At 41.3% G+C, this 20,731-nt stretch carries 10 protein-coding genes, 4 tRNA genes and 6 rRNA genes; 2 read left to right on the plus strand and 18 right to left on the minus strand.

What is annotated here, in order from left to right; genetic code table 11:
- Positions 1-634: 634 nt before the first annotated feature.
- The 6 genes from NBC122_RS14525 to NBC122_RS02825 form a co-directional block, all read right to left on the minus strand.
- Positions 635-790, minus strand: coding sequence for a hypothetical protein (locus NBC122_RS14525; RefSeq protein ID WP_246012431.1), 156 nt, complete (start codon positions 788-790; stop codon positions 635-637).
- Positions 791-1,078: 288 nt separating this feature from the next.
- A 5S ribosomal RNA gene (gene rrf / locus NBC122_RS02805) occupies positions 1,079-1,186 on the minus strand.
- 173 nt (positions 1,187-1,359) lie between these two features.
- Positions 1,360-4,122: ribosomal RNA gene (locus NBC122_RS02810) — 23S ribosomal RNA — on the minus strand.
- Positions 4,123-4,489: 367 nt separating this feature from the next.
- Positions 4,490-4,563: transfer RNA gene (locus tag NBC122_RS02815), tRNA-Ala, on the minus strand.
- 93 nt (positions 4,564-4,656) lie between these two features.
- Positions 4,657-4,730: transfer RNA gene (locus NBC122_RS02820), tRNA-Ile, on the minus strand.
- 212 nt (positions 4,731-4,942) lie between these two features.
- Positions 4,943-6,459: ribosomal RNA gene (locus NBC122_RS02825) — 16S ribosomal RNA — on the minus strand.
- 1,351 nt (positions 6,460-7,810) lie between these two features.
- On the opposite strand from NBC122_RS02825, the gene NBC122_RS14645 reads away from it, so the two are divergent.
- Entirely contained in the window at positions 7,811-8,089 is a 279-nt protein-coding gene (locus NBC122_RS14645; RefSeq protein WP_165983182.1) for a transposase, read from the plus strand.
- Between the two features lie 28 nt (positions 8,090-8,117).
- A complete protein-coding gene (locus tag NBC122_RS14650) occupies positions 8,118-8,372 on the plus strand; it encodes a transposase (protein WP_262709576.1) in 255 nt (84 codons plus the stop codon).
- A gap of 18 nt (positions 8,373-8,390) precedes the next feature.
- Here NBC122_RS14650 and rrf (NBC122_RS02840) read toward each other — a convergent pair.
- The 12 genes from rrf (NBC122_RS02840) to NBC122_RS02895 all read right to left on the minus strand — a co-directional run bounded on the left by rrf (NBC122_RS02840) (position 8,391) and on the right by NBC122_RS02895 (position 20,657).
- Positions 8,391-8,498, minus strand: a 5S ribosomal RNA gene (gene rrf / locus NBC122_RS02840).
- A gap of 173 nt (positions 8,499-8,671) precedes the next feature.
- A 23S ribosomal RNA gene (locus tag NBC122_RS02845) occupies positions 8,672-11,434 on the minus strand.
- Between the two features lie 367 nt (positions 11,435-11,801).
- A tRNA-Ala gene (locus tag NBC122_RS02850) sits at positions 11,802-11,875 on the minus strand.
- A gap of 93 nt (positions 11,876-11,968) precedes the next feature.
- A tRNA-Ile gene (locus NBC122_RS02855) sits at positions 11,969-12,042 on the minus strand.
- 212 nt (positions 12,043-12,254) lie between these two features.
- Positions 12,255-13,771: ribosomal RNA gene (locus NBC122_RS02860) — 16S ribosomal RNA — on the minus strand.
- Together the 16S, 23S and 5S rRNA genes with 4 tRNA genes alongside form the textbook arrangement of a ribosomal RNA operon.
- Before the next feature lie 988 nt (positions 13,772-14,759).
- Complete coding sequence (locus tag NBC122_RS02865; protein WP_133438917.1) at positions 14,760-16,424, minus strand: tetratricopeptide repeat protein; 1,665 nt, start codon at positions 16,422-16,424, stop codon at positions 14,760-14,762.
- A 102-nt stretch (positions 16,425-16,526) separates the two neighbouring features.
- Entirely contained in the window at positions 16,527-17,399 is an 873-nt protein-coding gene (locus NBC122_RS02870) for a PstS family phosphate ABC transporter substrate-binding protein (RefSeq protein WP_133438918.1), read from the minus strand.
- Positions 17,389-17,586: a C4-dicarboxylate ABC transporter gene (locus NBC122_RS02875; RefSeq protein WP_246012433.1), complete on the minus strand. Its 198-nt coding sequence runs from the start codon at positions 17,584-17,586 to the stop codon at positions 17,389-17,391. Before NBC122_RS02875 ends, NBC122_RS02870 begins: the two co-directional genes overlap by 11 nt.
- A 73-nt stretch (positions 17,587-17,659) precedes the next feature.
- Positions 17,660-18,499 (minus strand): energy transducer TonB, encoded by an 840-nt coding sequence (locus tag NBC122_RS02880; RefSeq protein WP_133438919.1) that lies wholly within the window; start codon positions 18,497-18,499, stop codon positions 17,660-17,662.
- 30 nt (positions 18,500-18,529) lie between these two features.
- Positions 18,530-19,099, minus strand: coding sequence for an ExbD/TolR family protein (locus NBC122_RS02885; RefSeq protein WP_133438920.1), 570 nt, complete (start codon positions 19,097-19,099; stop codon positions 18,530-18,532).
- A gap of 7 nt (positions 19,100-19,106) precedes the next feature.
- Complete coding sequence (locus NBC122_RS02890; RefSeq protein ID WP_133438921.1) at positions 19,107-19,709, minus strand: ExbD/TolR family protein; 603 nt, start codon at positions 19,707-19,709, stop codon at positions 19,107-19,109.
- A gap of 78 nt (positions 19,710-19,787) precedes the next feature.
- Positions 19,788-20,657, minus strand: a complete 870-nt coding sequence (locus tag NBC122_RS02895) for a MotA/TolQ/ExbB proton channel family protein (RefSeq protein ID WP_133438922.1) — start codon at positions 20,655-20,657, stop codon at positions 19,788-19,790.
- Between the last annotated feature and the right edge of the window lie 74 nt (positions 20,658-20,731).

The raw sequence follows: 20,731 nt of genomic DNA on the forward strand, positions 1-20,731 counted from the left end.
CCGAATGTTTTTCACGAAGGTTTACCTCTCCGAAAAATAAGCAGTCTGTATTTTGAAATGCGGAATGTTTTTATCTACCTGCAATCAAATAGTATTTCTAAAGGTTCAGCATTATGCGACGAATTTCAGAGTAAGTTTCTATCGAAATCAATGGTAATTTATTTAGGTAGATCAGCCGTTTTATACCCTTTCAATTTTACCACAATCTACTTCACATATTTCCGCACAAATAAATATCGATCTGTTTAGGTGGAAAAGCAACGATGCAGTATACTTTTAAAAGAATCGCTATTATCCTGCTCTATATAGAAATCATTTAACTGCAATTCGTGTGGTTCCGTTTATTAATCACTTCCGACGTTTGCGGAAATCACGGGCTGCTTTAGCTTGAAAGCAAGGTGGTTGTATCATCCTGGTTTTCCACACAATGTATATTTAAAGGTTTAAAATCCATTTTTCAAATCATCGTCAAAGCTTTCATCTGGTTTGTTGCATCTTTCTAACAGGACAAAATCTTTCCACGGGCAATCAGGTCCGTAACCTGAGCAATAATCAAAATGAACGTCTTTTGGACGAGATAAACTGGCGACTAGTTCACTCTTTTCAATGAGTTTAGAGTACAAAAAAACCTCAATCAAATAAATGATTGGGTTAAAAAACTGGTTTCGTGTCTTGTTCTTGGTACTTTTAAAATCATCTCTTTGCCAAATCCCCTGGCTTTTCTCTCCCGGTATCCATTGCCATAGTCTCCTTCATTCTCCTGCTGATGAAGATGTCTTTCACTTTTCATAAAAGCATTTAAGGTTAATTGCATCAATAAGTTGCTCCCATTTTCAGAATTTGCGACATTTAATAATAAATCCGAAATTTGTTCTGTGTAAAGTTCATAAGTCTGTACATTTATTTGTTGTAATTTAAAAATACAACTTTTTACTTTACACACTTTTTTAGTACAGTATCAACTTTTTGCTTAGTCCCCAAGTTTTGAAACTGATCCTTTTCTTTTTTATTTCAGTATTTTCTCTGATTTCAGGTCACAAAAAAAAGCCCATCAAAATAAATTGATGAGCTTTAAAAAAACTGGCGGCGACCTACTCTCCCGCGTTAGCAGTACCATCGGCGCTAGAGGGCTTAACTTCTGTGTTCGGAATGGGAACAGGTGAGCCCCTCTGCTAAAACCACCCTAAAGGTTGTTTTGTACAAAAGGTTGTACAGTATATGTATATTAGTAGGTTATAGATGCTAGGTGGTAGACCGTGGTCTATCATCTATCCGTCTATCATCTTTTAGTCTAACTAAAAAATCGATAAAAACGTTCACAAAGAGCAAACCTTGTTGCACTTCCAAGTACCTTAATTAGGCAATAAATCTACGGGTAATTAGTACTACTCGGCTATGACATTACTGCCTTTACACCTATAGCCTATCAACGTTGTCATCTCCAACGACCCTTAAAAGATGTCTCATCTTGAGGCAGGTTTCGCACTTATATGCTTTCAGTGCTTATCCTTTCCAAACGTAGCTACTCAGCGGTGCTCCTGGCGGAACAACTGATACACCAGAGGTTTGTTCAAATCGGTCCTCTCGTACTAGATTCAAGCCCTCTCAAACATCTAACGCCCGCAATAGATAGAGACCGAACTGTCTCACGACGTTCTGAACCCAGCTCGCGTGCCACTTTAATGGGCGAACAGCCCAACCCTTGGGACCTTCTCCAGCCCCAGGATGTGACGAGCCGACATCGAGGTGCCGAACCTCCCCGTCGATATGAGCTCTTGGGGGAGACTAGCCTGTTATCCCCGGAGTACCTTTTATCCTATGAGCGATGGCCCTTCCATACGGAACCACCGGATCACTATGTCCTGCTTTCGCACCTGATCGACTTGTAGGTCTCACAGTCAAGCACCCTTATGCCATTACACTCTACGCACGGTTACCAAGCGTGCTGAGGGTACCTTTGAAAGCCTCCGTTACTCTTTTGGAGGCGACCACCCCAGTCAAACTACCCACCACGCAATGTCCTTCCGTTAAGAAGTTAGGCTCCAAATAAACAAAGGGTGGTATTTCAACGTTGACTCCACCGACACTAGCGTGCCAGCTTCAAAGTCTCCCACCTATCCTACACATTGTTTATTCAAAGTCAATACGAAGTTATAGTAAAGGTTCACAGGGTCTTTTCGTCCCATTGCGGGTACTCGGCATCTTCACCGAGACTACAATTTCACAGAGCTCATGGTTGAGACAGTGCCCAGATCGTTACACCATTCGTGCAGGTCGGAACTTACCCGACAAGGAATTTCGCTACCTTAGGACCGTTATAGTTACGGCCGCCGTTTACTGGGGCTTCAGTTAATTGCTTCGGTTACCCTAACAACCTTCCTTAACCTTCCAGCACCGGGCAGGTGTCAGACCCTATACAGCATCTTTCGATTTAGCAGAGTCCTGTGTTTTTGATAAACAGTCGCCTGGGCCTCTTTACTGAGGCCAGCATTGCTGCTGGCGTCCCTTCTTCCGAAGTTACGAGACTATTTTGCCTAGTTCCTTAACCATGATTCACTCTAGCACCTTAGGATTCTCTCCTCGACTACCTGTGTCGGTTTTGGTACGAGTTGCTTCACTTCGGCTTTTCTTGGAAGCACTTTCCCTACAACAACTTCGCCCGAAGGCTAGGTCTTGACTATTCCGTCAGTCTCCAGTAAGTACGGCACTCCGTCCCCTTTTTAGTGTGAGCAAGTATGGGAATATTAACCCATTATCCATCCACTTCCCCTTTCGGGTTCGCGTTAGGTCCCGACTAACCCTCAGCTGATTAGCATGGCTGAGGAAACCTTAGTCTTTCGGTGAGGGGGTTTCTCGCCCCCTTTATCGTTACTTATGCCTACATTTTCTTTTCTGTCCGCTCCACAACATCTCACGACACTGCTTCGGCGCAAACAGAATGCTCCCCTACCAGATATAATTCAAAAATTATAAATCCATAGCTTCGGTACTATACTTATGCCCGATTATTATCCATGCCGAACCGCTCGACTAGTGAGCTGTTACGCACTCTTTAAATGAATGGCTGCTTCCAAGCCAACATCCTAGCTGTCAATGCAGTTCAACCGCGTTATTTCAACTTAGTATAGATTTGGGGACCTTAGCTGTTGGTCCGGGTTCTTTCCCTCTCGGACATGGACCTTAGCACCCATGCCCTCACTGCTGCGAAACATTTATTAGCATTCGGAGTTTGTCAGGAATTGGTAGGATTTGACTCCCCCGCATCCAATCAGTAGCTCTACCTCTAATAAACTTGTCGCAACGCTGCACCTAAATGCATTTCGGGGAGTACGAGCTATCTCCCAGTTTGATTGGCCTTTCACCCCTACCCACAAGTCATCCGAAGACTTTTCAACGTCAACCGGTTCGGTCCTCCACTTTGTGTTACCAAAGCTTCAACCTGCCCATGGGTAGATCACAAGGTTTCGCGTCTAATACTACTAACTAAGCGCCCTATTCAGACTCGCTTTCGCTCCGCCTCCGTACCTGAAGTACTTAAGCTCGCTAGTAAAATTAACTCGTAGGCTCATTATGCAAAAGGCACGCCGTCACCCAACTTGTGGGCTCCGACCGCTTGTAGGCGTACGGTTTCAGGTTCTCTTTCACCCTTCTATTCGAAGTGCTTTTCACCTTTCCTTCACAGTACTTGTTCACTATCGGTCTTTCAGGAGTATTTAGCCTTGGAGGATGGTCCCCCCATATTCAGACAGGATTTCACGTGTCCCGCCCTACTCATTTATCATCTATGTATGCCTTTTAAATACCGGGCTATCACCGTCTATGGCTGTTCTTTCCAGAACATTCTTCTAAACATATAAAGACTTTTGGGCTAATCCGCGTTCGCTCGCCACTACTTACGGAATCTCTTCGATTTCTTTTCCTCCGGGTACTTAGATGTTTCAGTTCTCCGGGTTTGCTCTCTAATAAATTAGAGTGACTGGTCTTCAACCAGCCGGGTTGCCCCATTCGGACATCTGCGGATCAATTCGTGTGTGCCGATCCCCGCAGCTTTTCGCAGCTTACCACGTCCTTCGTCGCCTCTGAAAGCCTAGGCATCCGCCATACGCCCTTAACGATTTCTTTCCTAATAATATATTAGTTCAGTTTTTTGTCTAACATTGCTGTTAGACTAGTTTTATTTAAACTCGGCACTCGAAAGTGCTCGGTTTTCTCTTTGTGATGTTCTTATCGTTAATGTCAATGATCTTGTATCTTATTAATCGTCTAATGAACAGAAATTGTTTTTGGCTCTTTCCGTAACTTTTAAACTAAACGCTTAATACGTGAATAATTAAGGTATCGCTCCTTATAATAAACATTCTATTATGTCTATTCTGCCTCCTCTGGCATCATTCTTAATTCTATATTGTAAATATCTTCTGTGCTTGCTTCTTTTTGAAGCGTTTCGTTACATCTCTGTAACTATTCTCACTATATTGCTATAGTATCGTGGAGAATAAGGGAGTCGAACCCTTGACCTCCTGCGTGCAAGGCAGGCGCTCTAGCCAACTGAGCTAATTCCCCGCTAGTCTGAGTAGGTGAGTGATCAGTAATTGAGTCTTTGAGTACTGCTACTCTACAACTCATCTATTTTACAACTCCTGTACTCGCAATTAGTAGTCTCGGGCAGGCTCGAACTGCCGACCTCTACATTATCAGTGTAGCGCTCTAACCAGCTGAGCTACGAGACTCTCAATGAGTAATGGGTGATGGGTAATTAGTAATGTTTTTACTTAATTCCTCCCTCATACTCTATCTCCTTCCCTGATTACTAATCCTAGTGGGTATATTTTTTAAATAATCAACCGTCCAAATAAGAAAAAACTGAAGCTAACTTTGAGCAAGTGCTCTGATACTTGCGTATCGTGTTGTTTGTTTATACTCTCCTAACGGAGAGTCTCAAAAATGAGATGTTCCAGCCGCACCTTCCGGTACGGCTACCTTGTTACGACTTAGCCCTAGTTACCTGTTTTACCCTAGGCAGCTCCTTTTACGGTCACCGACTTCAGGTACCCCAGACTTCCATGGCTTGACGGGCGGTGTGTACAAGGCCCGGGAACGTATTCACCGCGCCATGGCTGATGCGCGATTACTAGCGATTCCAGCTTCATAGAGTCGAGTTGCAGACTCCAATCCGAACTGAGACCGGCTTTCGAGATTTGCATCACATCGCTGTGTAGCTGCCCTCTGTACCGGCCATTGTATTACGTGTGTGGCCCAAGACGTAAGGGCCGTGATGATTTGACGTCATCCCCACCTTCCTCTCTACTTGCGTAGGCAGTCTCACTAGAGTCCTCAACTAAATGTTAGCAACTAGTGACAGGGGTTGCGCTCGTTGCAGGACTTAACCTAACACCTCACGGCACGAGCTGACGACAACCATGCAGCACCTTGAAAAATGTCTTGCGAAAGGTCTATTTCTAAACCGGTCATTTCCCATTTAAGTCTTGGTAAGGTTCCTCGCGTATCATCGAATTAAACCACATAATCCACCGCTTGTGCGGGCCCCCGTCAATTCCTTTGAGTTTCATTCTTGCGAACGTACTCCCCAGGTGGCTAACTTATCACTTTCGCTTGGTCTCTGAGACTTGCGCCCCAAAAACGAGTTAGCATCGTTTACGGCGTGGACTACCAGGGTATCTAATCCTGTTCGCTCCCCACGCTTTCGTCCCTCAGCGTCAGTTAAATTATGGTAACCTGCCTTCGCAATTGGTGTTCTAAGTAATATCTATGCATTTCACCGCTACACTACTTATTCCAGCTACCTCTAATTTACTCAAGACCGACAGTATCAACGGCAGTTTCATAGTTAAGCTATGAGATTTCACCACTGACTTATCGGCCCGCCTGCGGACCCTTTAAACCCAATAAATCCGGATAACGCTTGCACCCTCCGTATTACCGCGGCTGCTGGCACGGAGTTAGCCGGTGCTTATTCGTACAGTACCTTCAGCTATCTACACGTAGATAGGTTTATCCCTGTACAAAAGAAGTTTACAATCCGTAGGACCGTCATCCTTCACGCGGGATGGCTGGATCAGGCTCTCACCCATTGTCCAATATTCCTCACTGCTGCCTCCCGTAGGAGTCTGGTCCGTGTCTCAGTACCAGTGTGGGGGATCTCCCTCTCAGGACCCCTAAAGATCATCGACTTGGTGAGCCGTTACCTCACCAACTATCTAATCTTGCGCGTGCCCATCTCTATCCACCGGAGTTTTCAATATTAAATGATGCCATCTAATATATTATGGAGTATTAATCTTCCTTTCGAAAGGCTATTCCCCTGATAAAGGTAGGTTGCACACGTGTTACGCACCCGTACGCCGCTCTCTCTATTCCGAAGAATAAATACCGCTCGGCTTGCATGTGTTAGGCCTCCCGCTAGCGTTCATCCTGAGCCAGGATCAAACTCTCCATTGTATGTTTGTCTGACTCACTCAAAGTTATTATCGCTTTAGTTTTTCCTTACTTTTTTGGTTGTTATTTGTATGTCAATGATCTATTGTTCTTTTCGCTTATATCCGGAAACTCTTTCTGTCGTTCGTTCCGAATTGCGAGTGCAAAAGTATAACGTTTTTTATTAATGACCAAATGTTTTTGAAAGAAATTTAAAAGTTTTTTAAGTAACCAATAATCTCTCCTCATACCCATCCAATCCGCTTCTCCTTCGCTCCCATACTCTTTCGATTTGGGATTGCAAAGATAAGAAGTTTTTGTTAATCCACAAGCTTTTTTAAAATTAAATAAAAGAAATCTAATACTCCTACCCTTTCTATATTACCTGCTCTGTCTACTTCGCTACTCTGTTTTTTAGAGTGGTGCAAATGTAAACACACTTAAAATATCTCGCAACTCTTTTGTGAACTTTTAGTAACATTGAAGAAAATATTTTTATAATGCTATGATTGACAGAATGCTACAGCTTCATAAAGTTATCCACTTTATCAAAAGTATCCATTTTGCGGTAAGGATAGAAGCGGAAATCCCGCAGCAAGCGCAGGCTTTAGCCAAGGCGTGAGGAATTGAAACGGATAGCCCGACCCGAAAGTGGGAAAACGATACGGTGCTTGGCTAAACCCGCAGAGCAATAAAAAGTACATTTGTGCTGGATAAGTAAATAAATTTTGGATCACTTTTCTTTAGTAAAAGAATAAAACACTATCAAAACGAATAGAATTTGAAAAGTTTTACAATAAAAACATAATGATGGATTTTTAAGCTTGGAACTTATTTCGCATTTATAATTTAAAGAAGATTTACTACAGCATGACTAAGTAATGAGTGTATTAAAGAGATACATTAGTTTCTCTTCTAATATTATCGCAAATTTCGGTCAAGTCTATATGATTTCCAGGTGATCTGGATTATCCTCAGTATGAAATATAAGAAGATGTCGAAATCTTAAAAGCTGAAGTTAAAACTTATTTTTTCTGAGAGAAAGAGTAAAACTTGGGAAAAAAGATAAATGTCAAAATTTTGCTATATGATAAATAAAACAGAAGTCCTAAAATTTTATTACCTGAACTTTTGATTCACCATTTTGAGATTGTGCAATTTCAAGAAGTAAATAAAGTACTGCATCTTTATTTTGAAGAAAAAAAATGTTTCCCAAAGGGTTTTCTACTTGAAATAACAGTCGATAACTTTCCACTTGCATAAAAAGTTACTAAAACTACATATCATACGCCGAAGATGATGGGTGTAAAATCCGCAGCCATTATTATACGGAATTGCAATCTCATGGACAAAGTAACTCGCATAAAACAGAATTTTGCAGAGTTTTAAAAAATCAGCCGATACAACTCCTGAAATTGAATTTTTTGAAAATGGTGATACCAGAAAGCAACTCTGGGTAAGAAGCCGATATTTTCTCTATAAGACCAGGGAAAAGTGGACATCAACACAAAATGAAAGAACGAAAATACCTTTCTCTCACTATCCTGATTTAGAAAAAGCATATAATTTATCAGACGGGGTGAGGGAAATTTACAATCAAAATATTCAAAAGTCTGTAGCAATCCTAGAATTGCACATTGGTTCAAAGAAGTAGAAGAATGTGGGTTTCATTTTTAGTACTCATGAAGACCAGTATAAATCATTATAATGATATTCTCAATTATTTTGACCAAAGAAGTACCAATGGTTCGGCAGAATCTTTTAATGCAAAAATAAAAAACTTCAGATTACAAATTGAGGGGTATAAGACAAAGTGCTTTTCCTTTTCAGATTATCCAAAATTTTTGCTTAGTCCCCAAGTTTTGCTACTGATCCCTTTCTTTTATATTTCAGTATTTTCCCTGATTTCAGGTCACAAAAAAAGCCCATCAAAATAAATTGATGAGCTTTAAAAAAACTGGCGGCGACCTACTCTCCCGCGTTAGCAGTACCATCGGCGCTAGAGGGCTTAACTTCTGTGTTCGGAATGGGAACAGGTGAGCCCCTCTGCTAAAACCACCCTAAAGGTTGTTTTGTACAAAAGGTTGTACAGTATATGTATATTAGTAGGTTATAGATGCTAGGTGGTAGACCGTGGTCTATCATCTATCCGTCTATCATCTTTTAGTCTAACTAAAAAATCGATAAAAACGTTCACAAAGAGCAAACCTTGTTGCACTTCCAAGTACCTTAATTAGGCAATAAATCTACGGGTAATTAGTACTACTCGGCTATGACATTACTGCCTTTACACCTATAGCCTATCAACGTTGTCATCTCCAACGACCCTTAAAAGATGTCTCATCTTGAGGCAGGTTTCGCACTTATATGCTTTCAGTGCTTATCCTTTCCAAACGTAGCTACTCAGCGGTGCTCCTGGCGGAACAACTGATACACCAGAGGTTTGTTCAAATCGGTCCTCTCGTACTAGATTCAAGCCCTCTCAAACATCTAACGCCCGCAATAGATAGAGACCGAACTGTCTCACGACGTTCTGAACCCAGCTCGCGTGCCACTTTAATGGGCGAACAGCCCAACCCTTGGGACCTTCTCCAGCCCCAGGATGTGACGAGCCGACATCGAGGTGCCGAACCTCCCCGTCGATATGAGCTCTTGGGGGAGACTAGCCTGTTATCCCCGGAGTACCTTTTATCCTATGAGCGATGGCCCTTCCATACGGAACCACCGGATCACTATGTCCTGCTTTCGCACCTGATCGACTTGTAGGTCTCACAGTCAAGCACCCTTATGCCATTACACTCTACGCACGGTTACCAAGCGTGCTGAGGGTACCTTTGAAAGCCTCCGTTACTCTTTTGGAGGCGACCACCCCAGTCAAACTACCCACCACGCAATGTCCTTCCGTTAAGAAGTTAGGCTCCAAATAAACAAAGGGTGGTATTTCAACGTTGACTCCACCGACACTAGCGTGCCAGCTTCAAAGTCTCCCACCTATCCTACACATTGTTTATTCAAAGTCAATACGAAGTTATAGTAAAGGTTCACAGGGTCTTTTCGTCCCATTGCGGGTACTCGGCATCTTCACCGAGACTACAATTTCACAGAGCTCATGGTTGAGACAGTGCCCAGATCGTTACACCATTCGTGCAGGTCGGAACTTACCCGACAAGGAATTTCGCTACCTTAGGACCGTTATAGTTACGGCCGCCGTTTACTGGGGCTTCAGTTAATTGCTTCGGTTACCCTAACAACCTTCCTTAACCTTCCAGCACCGGGCAGGTGTCAGACCCTATACAGCATCTTTCGATTTAGCAGAGTCCTGTGTTTTTGATAAACAGTCGCCTGGGCCTCTTTACTGAGGCCAGCATTGCTGCTGGCGTCCCTTCTTCCGAAGTTACGAGACTATTTTGCCTAGTTCCTTAACCATGATTCACTCTAGCACCTTAGGATTCTCTCCTCGACTACCTGTGTCGGTTTTGGTACGAGTTGCTTCACTTCGGCTTTTCTTGGAAGCACTTTCCCTACAACAACTTCGCCCGAAGGCTAGGTCTTGACTATTCCGTCAGTCTCCAGTAAGTACGGCACTCCGTCCCCTTTTTAGTGTGAGCAAGTATGGGAATATTAACCCATTATCCATCCACTTCCCCTTTCGGGTTCGCGTTAGGTCCCGACTAACCCTCAGCTGATTAGCATGGCTGAGGAAACCTTAGTCTTTCGGTGAGGGGGTTTCTCGCCCCCTTTATCGTTACTTATGCCTACATTTTCTTTTCTGTCCGCTCCACAACATCTCACGACACTGCTTCGGCGCAAACAGAATGCTCCCCTACCAGATATAATTCAAAAATTATAAATCCATAGCTTCGGTACTATACTTATGCCCGATTATTATCCATGCCGAACCGCTCGACTAGTGAGCTGTTACGCACTCTTTAAATGAATGGCTGCTTCCAAGCCAACATCCTAGCTGTCAATGCAGTTCAACCGCGTTATTTCAACTTAGTATAGATTTGGGGACCTTAGCTGTTGGTCCGGGTTCTTTCCCTCTCGGACATGGACCTTAGCACCCATGCCCTCACTGCTGCGAAACATTTATTAGCATTCGGAGTTTGTCAGGAATTGGTAGGATTTGACTCCCCCGCATCCAATCAGTAGCTCTACCTCTAATAAACTTGTCGCAACGCTGCACCTAAATGCATTTCGGGGAGTACGAGCTATCTCCCAGTTTGATTGGCCTTTCACCCCTACCCACAAGTCATCCGAAGACTTTTCAACGTCAACCGGTTCGGTCCTCCACTTTGTGTTACCAAAGCTTCAACCTGCCCATGGGTAGATCACAAGGTTTCGCGTCTAATACTACTAACTAAGCGCCCTATTCAGACTCGCTTTCGCTCCGCCTCCGTACCTGAAGTACTTAAGCTCGCTAGTAAAATTAACTCGTAGGCTCATTATGCAAAAGGCACGCCGTCACCCAACTTGTGGGCTCCGACCGCTTGTAGGCGTACGGTTTCAGGTTCTCTTTCACCCTTCTATTCGAAGTGCTTTTCACCTTTCCTTCACAGTACTTGTTCACTATCGGTCTTTCAGGAGTATTTAGCCTTGGAGGATGGTCCCCCCATATTCAGACAGGATTTCACGTGTCCCGCCCTACTCATTTATCATCTATGTATGCCTTTTAAATACCGGGCTATCACCGTCTATGGCTGTTCTTTCCAGAACATTCTTCTAAACATATAAAGACTTTTGGGCTAATCCGCGTTCGCTCGCCACTACTTACGGAATCTCTTCGATTTCTTTTCCTCCGGGTACTTAGATGTTTCAGTTCTCCGGGTTTGCTCTCTAATAAATTAGAGTGACTGGTCTTCAACCAGCCGGGTTGCCCCATTCGGACATCTGCGGATCAATTCGTGTGTGCCGATCCCCGCAGCTTTTCGCAGCTTACCACGTCCTTCGTCGCCTCTGAAAGCCTAGGCATCCGCCATACGCCCTTAACGATTTCTTTCCTAATAATATATTAGTTCAGTTTTTTGTCTAACATTGCTGTTAGACTAGTTTTATTTAAACTCGGCACTCGAAAGTGCTCGGTTTTCTCTTTGTGATGTTCTTATCGTTAATGTCAATGATCTTGTATCTTATTAATCGTCTAATGAACAGAAATTGTTTTTGGCTCTTTCCGTAACTTTTAAACTAAACGCTTAATACGTGAATAATTAAGGTATCGCTCCTTATAATAAACATTCTATTATGTCTATTCTGCCTCCTCTGGCATCATTCTTAATTCTATATTGTAAATATCTTCTGTGCTTGCTTCTTTTTGAAGCGTTTCGTTACATCTCTGTAACTATTCTCACTATATTGCTATAGTATCGTGGAGAATAAGGGAGTCGAACCCTTGACCTCCTGCGTGCAAGGCAGGCGCTCTAGCCAACTGAGCTAATTCCCCGCTAGTCTGAGTAGGTGAGTGATCAGTAATTGAGTCTTTGAGTACTGCTACTCTACAACTCATCTATTTTACAACTCCTGTACTCGCAATTAGTAGTCTCGGGCAGGCTCGAACTGCCGACCTCTACATTATCAGTGTAGCGCTCTAACCAGCTGAGCTACGAGACTCTCAATGAGTAATGGGTGATGGGTAATTAGTAATGTTTTTACTTAATTCCTCCCTCATACTCTATCTCCTTCCCTGATTACTAATCCTAGTGGGTATATTTTTTAAATAATCAACCGTCCAAATAAGAAAAAACTGAAGCTAACTTTGAGCAAGTGCTCTGATACTTGCGTATCGTGTTGTTTGTTTATACTCTCCTAACGGAGAGTCTCAAAAATGAGATGTTCCAGCCGCACCTTCCGGTACGGCTACCTTGTTACGACTTAGCCCTAGTTACCTGTTTTACCCTAGGCAGCTCCTTTTACGGTCACCGACTTCAGGTACCCCAGACTTCCATGGCTTGACGGGCGGTGTGTACAAGGCCCGGGAACGTATTCACCGCGCCATGGCTGATGCGCGATTACTAGCGATTCCAGCTTCATAGAGTCGAGTTGCAGACTCCAATCCGAACTGAGACCGGCTTTCGAGATTTGCATCACATCGCTGTGTAGCTGCCCTCTGTACCGGCCATTGTATTACGTGTGTGGCCCAAGACGTAAGGGCCGTGATGATTTGACGTCATCCCCACCTTCCTCTCTACTTGCGTAGGCAGTCTCACTAGAGTCCTCAACTAAATGTTAGCAACTAGTGACAGGGGTTGCGCTCGTTGCAGGACTTAACCTAACACCTCACGGCACGAGCTGACGACAACCATGCAGCACCTTGAAAAATGTCTTGCGAAAGGTCTATTTCTAAACCGGTCATTTCCCATTTAAGTCTTGGTAAGGTTCCTCGCGTATCATCGAATTAAACCACATAATCCACCGCTTGTGCGGGCCCCCGTCAATTCCTTTGAGTTTCATTCTTGCGAACGTACTCCCCAGGTGGCTAACTTATCACTTTCGCTTGGTCTCTGAGACTTGCGCCCCAAAAACGAGTTAGCATCGTTTACGGCGTGGACTACCAGGGTATCTAATCCTGTTCGCTCCCCACGCTTTCGTCCCTCAGCGTCAGTTAAATTATGGTAACCTGCCTTCGCAATTGGTGTTCTAAGTAATATCTATGCATTTCACCGCTACACTACTTATTCCAGCTACCTCTAATTTACTCAAGACCGACAGTATCAACGGCAGTTTCATAGTTAAGCTATGAGATTTCACCACTGACTTATCGGCCCGCCTGCGGACCCTTTAAACCCAATAAATCCGGATAACGCTTGCACCCTCCGTATTACCGCGGCTGCTGGCACGGAGTTAGCCGGTGCTTATTCGTACAGTACCTTCAGCTATCTACACGTAGATAGGTTTATCCCTGTACAAAAGAAGTTTACAATCCGTAGGACCGTCATCCTTCACGCGGGATGGCTGGATCAGGCTCTCACCCATTGTCCAATATTCCTCACTGCTGCCTCCCGTAGGAGTCTGGTCCGTGTCTCAGTACCAGTGTGGGGGATCTCCCTCTCAGGACCCCTAAAGATCATCGACTTGGTGAGCCGTTACCTCACCAACTATCTAATCTTGCGCGTGCCCATCTCTATCCACCGGAGTTTTCAATATTAAATGATGCCATCTAATATATTATGGAGTATTAATCTTCCTTTCGAAAGGCTATTCCCCTGATAAAGGTAGGTTGCACACGTGTTACGCACCCGTACGCCGCTCTCTCTATTCCGAAGAATAAATACCGCTCGGCTTGCATGTGTTAGGCCTCCCGCTAGCGTTCATCCTGAGCCAGGATCAAACTCTCCATTGTATGTTTGTCTGACTCACTCAAAGTTATTATCGCTTTAGTTTTTCCTTACTTTTTTGGTTGTTATTTGTATGTCAATGATCTATTGTTCTTTTCGCTTATATCCGGAAACTCTTTCTGTCGTTCGTTCCGAATTGCGAGTGCAAAAGTATAACGTTTTTTATTAATGACCAAATGTTTTTGAAAGAAATTTAAAAGTTTTTTAAGTAACCAATAATCTCTCCTCATACCCATCCAATCCGCTTCTCCTTCGCTCCCATACTCTTTCGATTTGGGATTGCAAAGATAAGAAGTTTTTGTTAATCCACAAGCTTTTTTAAAATTAAATAAAAGAAATCTAATACTCCTACCCTTTCTATATTACCTGCTCTGTCTACTTCGCTACTCTGTTTTTTAGAGTGGTGCAAATGTAGGATTACTATCTGTATCCCGCAACTTATTTTGGGACTAATTAGGAAATGTGAATAACTAATATTGCAACTTATTAATTAATAGTAAAATACAAAATATTTAGAGTTATCCACTTTATGTGAGGCAGCATTTTTTCAGCAGCAAGCACACATTAATCCCAGCATATACAAGCATTCTGGGTGCTGACCGGCTTTGTCTGTCCGCTATTATTTGCAGCACTGGCAACTTAAAAACTGAAAAGAGGCGAAATTTCAACCCATGTTTCCAAGGAAATGATGGGAATATTCTAAAAAAGGCTTTATTATATAAAGAGTAGATTGTCTTTAAGAAAAAAAACATCTATTAATACAGAGATTCCCCCATTTGTAATGTATTCCCTCCTCATTATTCGCTGTGTTTTTTTTTAAAATCATTTCATCAGCAATTCTGAACCACCCAGCTATATCGTCATCAACATAAAACAAAGATAATTGGCATTAACAAGAATATAATTTCTATAACCATTTTTAGAATTTGCTAAAGCCATTCAAAACAAAAATCCCACTCTTTCGAATGGGATTGTATATTATTGAATTAAATATTATTTATTCAACTGCTTGTTCAGATCAATTGCATCCTGATAAGAAGGATTTAACTGCAATGATTTACTCACGTAATCTTTGGCTTTTGCCGGATTAGTATCTTTTTCTAAATAAGCTACTGCAAAATACGCGTAAGAAAGAATCTCTTTGCTGCTTTCAACTTCTGCAGGCTTCACAGTTGCAATAAATTTCTCGTAAGCGATTTTAGCCAATTCTTTATGGCCAGCTTGCTGCTGCGCATAGCCTTGACTATAATAAGCTGGTGCCCAGTCAGGCAACAATCCACTCATTTTTTGCCAAGAGAGAATCGCGCCGTTCCAGTTCTTAACTTCCTGGTATGCGTTTGCCAACTTGAACAATGCATCAGTATCCTGAGGATTTGCGGCCACTTGTTTTTTCAATGCTTCGATTTCCGGACTGGTCGCTCCTGCGTCGACAGCAGCTTGATTGACGCCACCGCCACCTTTGATTTTCACCAATTCGTCATCCCACTTCATGGTTTCATCTTTAGCTGCTTTGGCAATCGCGATTTTTTGCTGTGCTTCTGCATTTAAAGCTGATTTTTTAACAGGATCTGTTTCCTTTTGTGCTAATCCTGCAGCGATAAGACCCATTAATCCTTCATCAGATGTTTTAACTCTCGATTTGTCGGCTTTGCTAATAAACGAATCCATGCTGATTTTTGCACCAGCATAATCTCCATCAGCATATTGTAGATAAGCTCTTAATTTAAACTTAATAGGATCATCTACTTTATCAAATACTTTATCCAAATACATTTTCGAGTTTCCATAATCTTCATTAGTAAAGAAAAGTTTAGAAATTTCTAACTGGGTATCAGGATCTTCATCTGCATATTTTGCATAATTGATCAAATCCTGAGTTGCCAATGCATTTTCCTGATATCTGATGTCATAAGCAGCTTTTGCTTTATAAGCAGGAGCATACGTTGGATCTGCCAGAATGGCTTTATCGATATTTTCTTTAGCAGGTTTCCATTGCTGGGCTTGCATCCAAAGTGTTCCAATTCTCGTAAAAACAGAAGCTTTGTTTTTTGCACTTGGCAAAGCTTTCTCGTAAGCAGTCATTGCAGAGCCTGCAACTTGTGGACTGTTTGTCAATTTCAGACGGTATGCATCCCCAAGCGTATAATAATAATGCGCAGGCGTTCCATTTTTAGCAGATTTCTCTATGGCTTTGTTCAAATAATCAATTGCCATGTCAGCGCTGCCCGTACCACCGAAAAGGGTAAGTGCTTCTGCAGCTCTGTAAAGTACTTCGGGATCTTTTTCTTTAGAATCCTTCACAATATTTTGAATTTCAGCTATTGCCGATTTATCTCCTTTTCCTAATCGAATAGATGCTAATCCAATTTTATTAAGATTACTTTTTTTATCTATTTGTAAACCTTTATCGAAATCTTCTTTTGCTTTTTCAAAGTTGGGTTCAAACTGAGTTAGATAGGAATTTCCTAAATAAAAATAATTATCTGCAGTGGCAGATTTTGCAACCATTTCTGTAAAAATCTGTCTGGCATGGGCATACTTGTGACTGTCTGCACTATTAATCCCTTCCTGCAAAGTTTGACCAAAAGCAAAATTGCAGAAAATACCAACTGAAACCCCGAAAGCAATCTTCTTCGTTAAATTCATTATATCTTTCATTTTAAATTGTTTAATATGTTTTGTAAAAACTTTCTATCGATAACACCCAATTTTTATACCAAAACTGCAGGTGATGATAGTGAACGCTAATTTTATAAAAATTTAACGCATCTGTACTTCTCTTTTAAAAATATAGTAAGGTTGTAAACCCTCTTTTGAAACTACAATCTGCCCAAGCTGGGTACAGGAGAACCGGATAAAACCATTTGCCAAACCAAAATACTTTTCATTGGTCAGAAAATACAAAATACGAGCAAAAGGATAAGACATATCGACCAGATTTTCTACCCGTGGTTCAAAAGATTTACTATCCTGAACAACCTTCAAAATCTTGACCGATTTTTTTAAATTTTCGGATTCCGGATCGTAAGGTCTGCTGACCGTATTTAAGCCAACAGCTCCGATTTTATCTGGAAATTTATTTAATTGTTCTATGATATTTTTATTTCCATTAATAATAGAAAACTTTAATTGATCCGGTTTAGTATTTAATTTCTGAGCGACGAAATTAAGGTTGCTCGAATTGGTTCCATCAAAAATAATATTCTTTTTGTCACTCGTCAACTCCTGCTTAATTTCTTCCATGGTGATTGATTCTCTTGGAGAATCATTTGGAACGACAAACACCACTGCGTCAGCGGCGAATTTTGCCGGAAGCCAATCCAGACCGGTTTCTTTATTGTAAGCTTTTTTTTCATCTTCGCTTAATTCCCGAGACATTACAATCACGTCAACTTTTGCTTCTAATAAATCTAAAAAACAAAAATCTTCTTTTTTAATTTTCAAATTAATCTTGGCGTTGGGATAAAGTGCCATATACCGCTCAGACAATGCTTCTGAAACACTGGCGAAAGATTCATCTACTTCCATAGTGATTTCACCTTGCTGAGGACTACCCACAACAACATCCGGTTTCTTTTTGCATGATATCAACAGTGCAAAAATACTTATCATTAAAACCAGTTTATTCTTCATTTCGGTATTCTCTGATTCTATAGATTGCGCGAATGATTCTAAAGACACCGTACAGCACGAAGAGGCCTCCTAATGGATAAGCGACATTCGGTTCTAAAAAGATGACGAAGAATTTATAAACTATTACCACGATTCCTAAAAGAACATAGAAAAATCCGGCAACTATGGAAAGCCAATTAAATATCATATCCCACAAAACTACAAAAAAAATAAAAAAGAGAAGCTTTCACTTCTCTTTTCTATTCGTATAATTAAAAATCTTATTCGAACTGCATTGTTAGAGGTAATCTGTAACGATATCTTACAGCTTGACCATTAATTTTTGCAGGAGACCATTTATTTTTTACAGACTTCACAGTTCGCACTGCTTCAGCGTTAAATGTTTTGTTAGGGCCGTCAGCTTTAACATCGGTAATTGAACCATCCCGTTCAACTACGAAAGTAATTGTTGTTTTCACAACACCTTCATCCCCTTCCATTGCTCCGGTATCAAAATTGTTTTGAACACTGGATCTAAACTTGTTAATTCCACCCGGGAATTCAGCTAACTGCTCTACTTCCGTATAAACCTGCGTTTCTGAAACCTGAGGTTTTACTTCTACCGACTGCACCTTTCCGGTTGATGGAGGCGGTGGCGGCGGTGCATAAGCAGGAGCTTTCACTCCTTCCTGAGCCACAACTCCTGTCGTTGTTTCCAACTGTTTTGAAATTGGCGGCGGTGGTGTCTCTACCTTAGGCGCTTTTACCGGCTCCGGCACTACGTTCTGAATCACCTCAATTTTAGGTTCTTCTTTTGGTGGCGGTGGTGGCGGTGGCGGTGGTTCGTTGGGCGTTTCTATAATTTGCTCCTGTTCCGGAAGAATGTCAATTAAATTGGCATTTACTTCTGTTGTTTCTTTCGCCGTCATTTGTTTTATTTTCATAATTACAAATGGGGTAATTGCGCAAACAAGGAATAAAACCGTTCCGAAGATGAAAGCTTTGGTAAGGACTGATCTATAACTTGTTCTTAAATCAAATGCACCATACGCTTTATTTCTATTTTCAAATACAATCTCATCCAAGGTAGGAGTCGTATTGTAAGTGTGTTCATCTGCCATTATTCTGTCTTTTAATATTAAACGTATCTTCTAGTTGGTCGGTTTAGCAGGAGCAGTTTTTGATTCCCCTACTTTTTTCTCATAAACAGCTTCTTCCCAAGGTTTAATATCGGTAATACCGTATATTTCATTTTTGGTAATGGCCATTTCATCTAGCATATCTACGAAATTTTTATATACTGCATCGTCCGTTGGCTTAATGATCACCGTAAATTTGGCTGGATCTTTTGCTCTGGCTTTTGCCTGCTCGATTACTTTTGTAATCCCTTCTCTATCAAAAGTAGTTTCATTAAGAGTTGCTTCTGTAAGCTCATCTCTTGATAACTGGTGATAGAAAATCTTATTGTCTTTCCCTAAAATTATTGAAATAGAGTTTGATAAGTCAATTTCTGTATCAGGTGGTTTTTGGTTTTCTTTCGGTTTTGCCGGAAGACCTAAATCCATCACATTCGGTTTGTTAAAAGTGGTCACTAACATAAAGAATGTAATCAAAAGGAACGCCAAATCCACCATGGGGGTTAAATCTACGTGGGGTACCTGCTTTTTCGAGCGTACCTTTCCGCCTTTCCCGCTGTTGTCTTTTACTTGTACTTCTGCCATTTCTTAATTATTTTGCCACTTCCTGACTTGTTATTAACCAGAATTTCAAGAAATCAATATCTCTCAATCCTTCAAATAAAGATTTAACTTTAGGATACTCAGTGTCCACATCCCCTTTGATTGCTAATTTGTAATCAGGGTTGATGGCCAAACTTTGTTGTACCCAATCTATTAACTGTTTATTTGTACTATCCATAGGGATTCCCGTTTTGCTTTTAAAAGCTTTACGGTCTTCCTCTGAAAGATCCAAGAATCCTTTAAGTTGATTCATCGGAACTCCAATTGACTGAACATTGGAAAAAGCAACTTTTTCCGGGTCAGTAAATTTCATACCATACTTCTCTCCCATTTTATCCAACAGAGCAATTCGCTCGGTTCCGTTTTCAACTGGTGTAAAATAGAATCTTCCGTCCTGTGTGCTCAAAATAGTCATTAAACTCGCATCTGGAAGAAGCTTTTCAGATATAGAAGATGGCGTGGTTATCGTCTCGATATCAGGTTTTGCAAACTGAGCCGTGAGGATAAAGAATGTAAGGAGTAGAAACGATACGTCGGTCATCGCCGTCATATCTACCCTTATATTATGTCTTTTTGGTTTGACTCTCGCCATTGTAAATTATTTTTTATTAAACTTCTGTTTTTTTTGAGATTTTTTGAAATTCAAATCATCTCTATCATTGCTGAATTCTTAGTGGAATTCGGCAAATGACTGCTGGATTGACATTGCGATTTCGTCAATTTTGAACGTTAATCCGTCAATCTTAGAAGTAAAATAGTTATAAAGAATAATTGCAACCGCAGATGTACCAATACCTAAAGCAGTATTTACTAACGCTTCAGAAATACCGATTGATAATGCAGCAGAATCTGGAGTACCTCCACCAGAACCCAATGCGCTAAATGCTTTAATCATCCCGATTACTGTTCCCAATAGTGCTACCAAAGTTGCTACGGTACCCAAAGTAGAAAGAATCATCATGTTTTTCTCTAACATTGGCATTTCAAGAGTTGTAGCCTCTTCGATCGATTTGTTAAGTGCTACCATTTTCTGCTCTTTGTTCATGGTAGTATCATTGGATAATGCTTTGTAGGTGGTTAATCCTTCTTTCACTACATTTCCGATAGATCCTTCCTGTCTGTCGCATTCTTCGATTGCTTCATCAACTTTGTTTTGATTCAATAATCTTCTTACAGTTAATACGAAATTATCAACGTCTCCTTTTCCTGTTGCTTTACCTAACACTAAAGCACGTTCGATTGAGAATACGATTACGATAATCATAAAAGAAATAAGAATAGGTACGATTGGTCCTCCCATGTAAATAACTCCCATAAAACCATTACCTGGGTGTAATTCTTTGGTTTCTAAACCTGAAAAAGCTACAGATGAAAGACCATCAAGCCTTGGGTCAGCTTTAAAATTACCTGGGTTACCTAATACAAAGATGTAAATAGCGATTCCTATTAATATAAGAACAGGGATTATTAACGCCGGATTTAAACCTCCTAATTTTTTAGCAACTACTTGCTCCTCGTTGTTTGAAACATTCATTTCCATACTAAACTAAATTATAATTGTTATTTTAAATTTTCGAGTTGTAAAATAAAGTTAAAATATTTAATAATGCAAGT

This window comes from Chryseobacterium salivictor, assembly GCF_004359195.1.
Lineage (GTDB): Bacteria > Bacteroidota > Bacteroidia > Flavobacteriales > Weeksellaceae > Kaistella > Kaistella salivictor.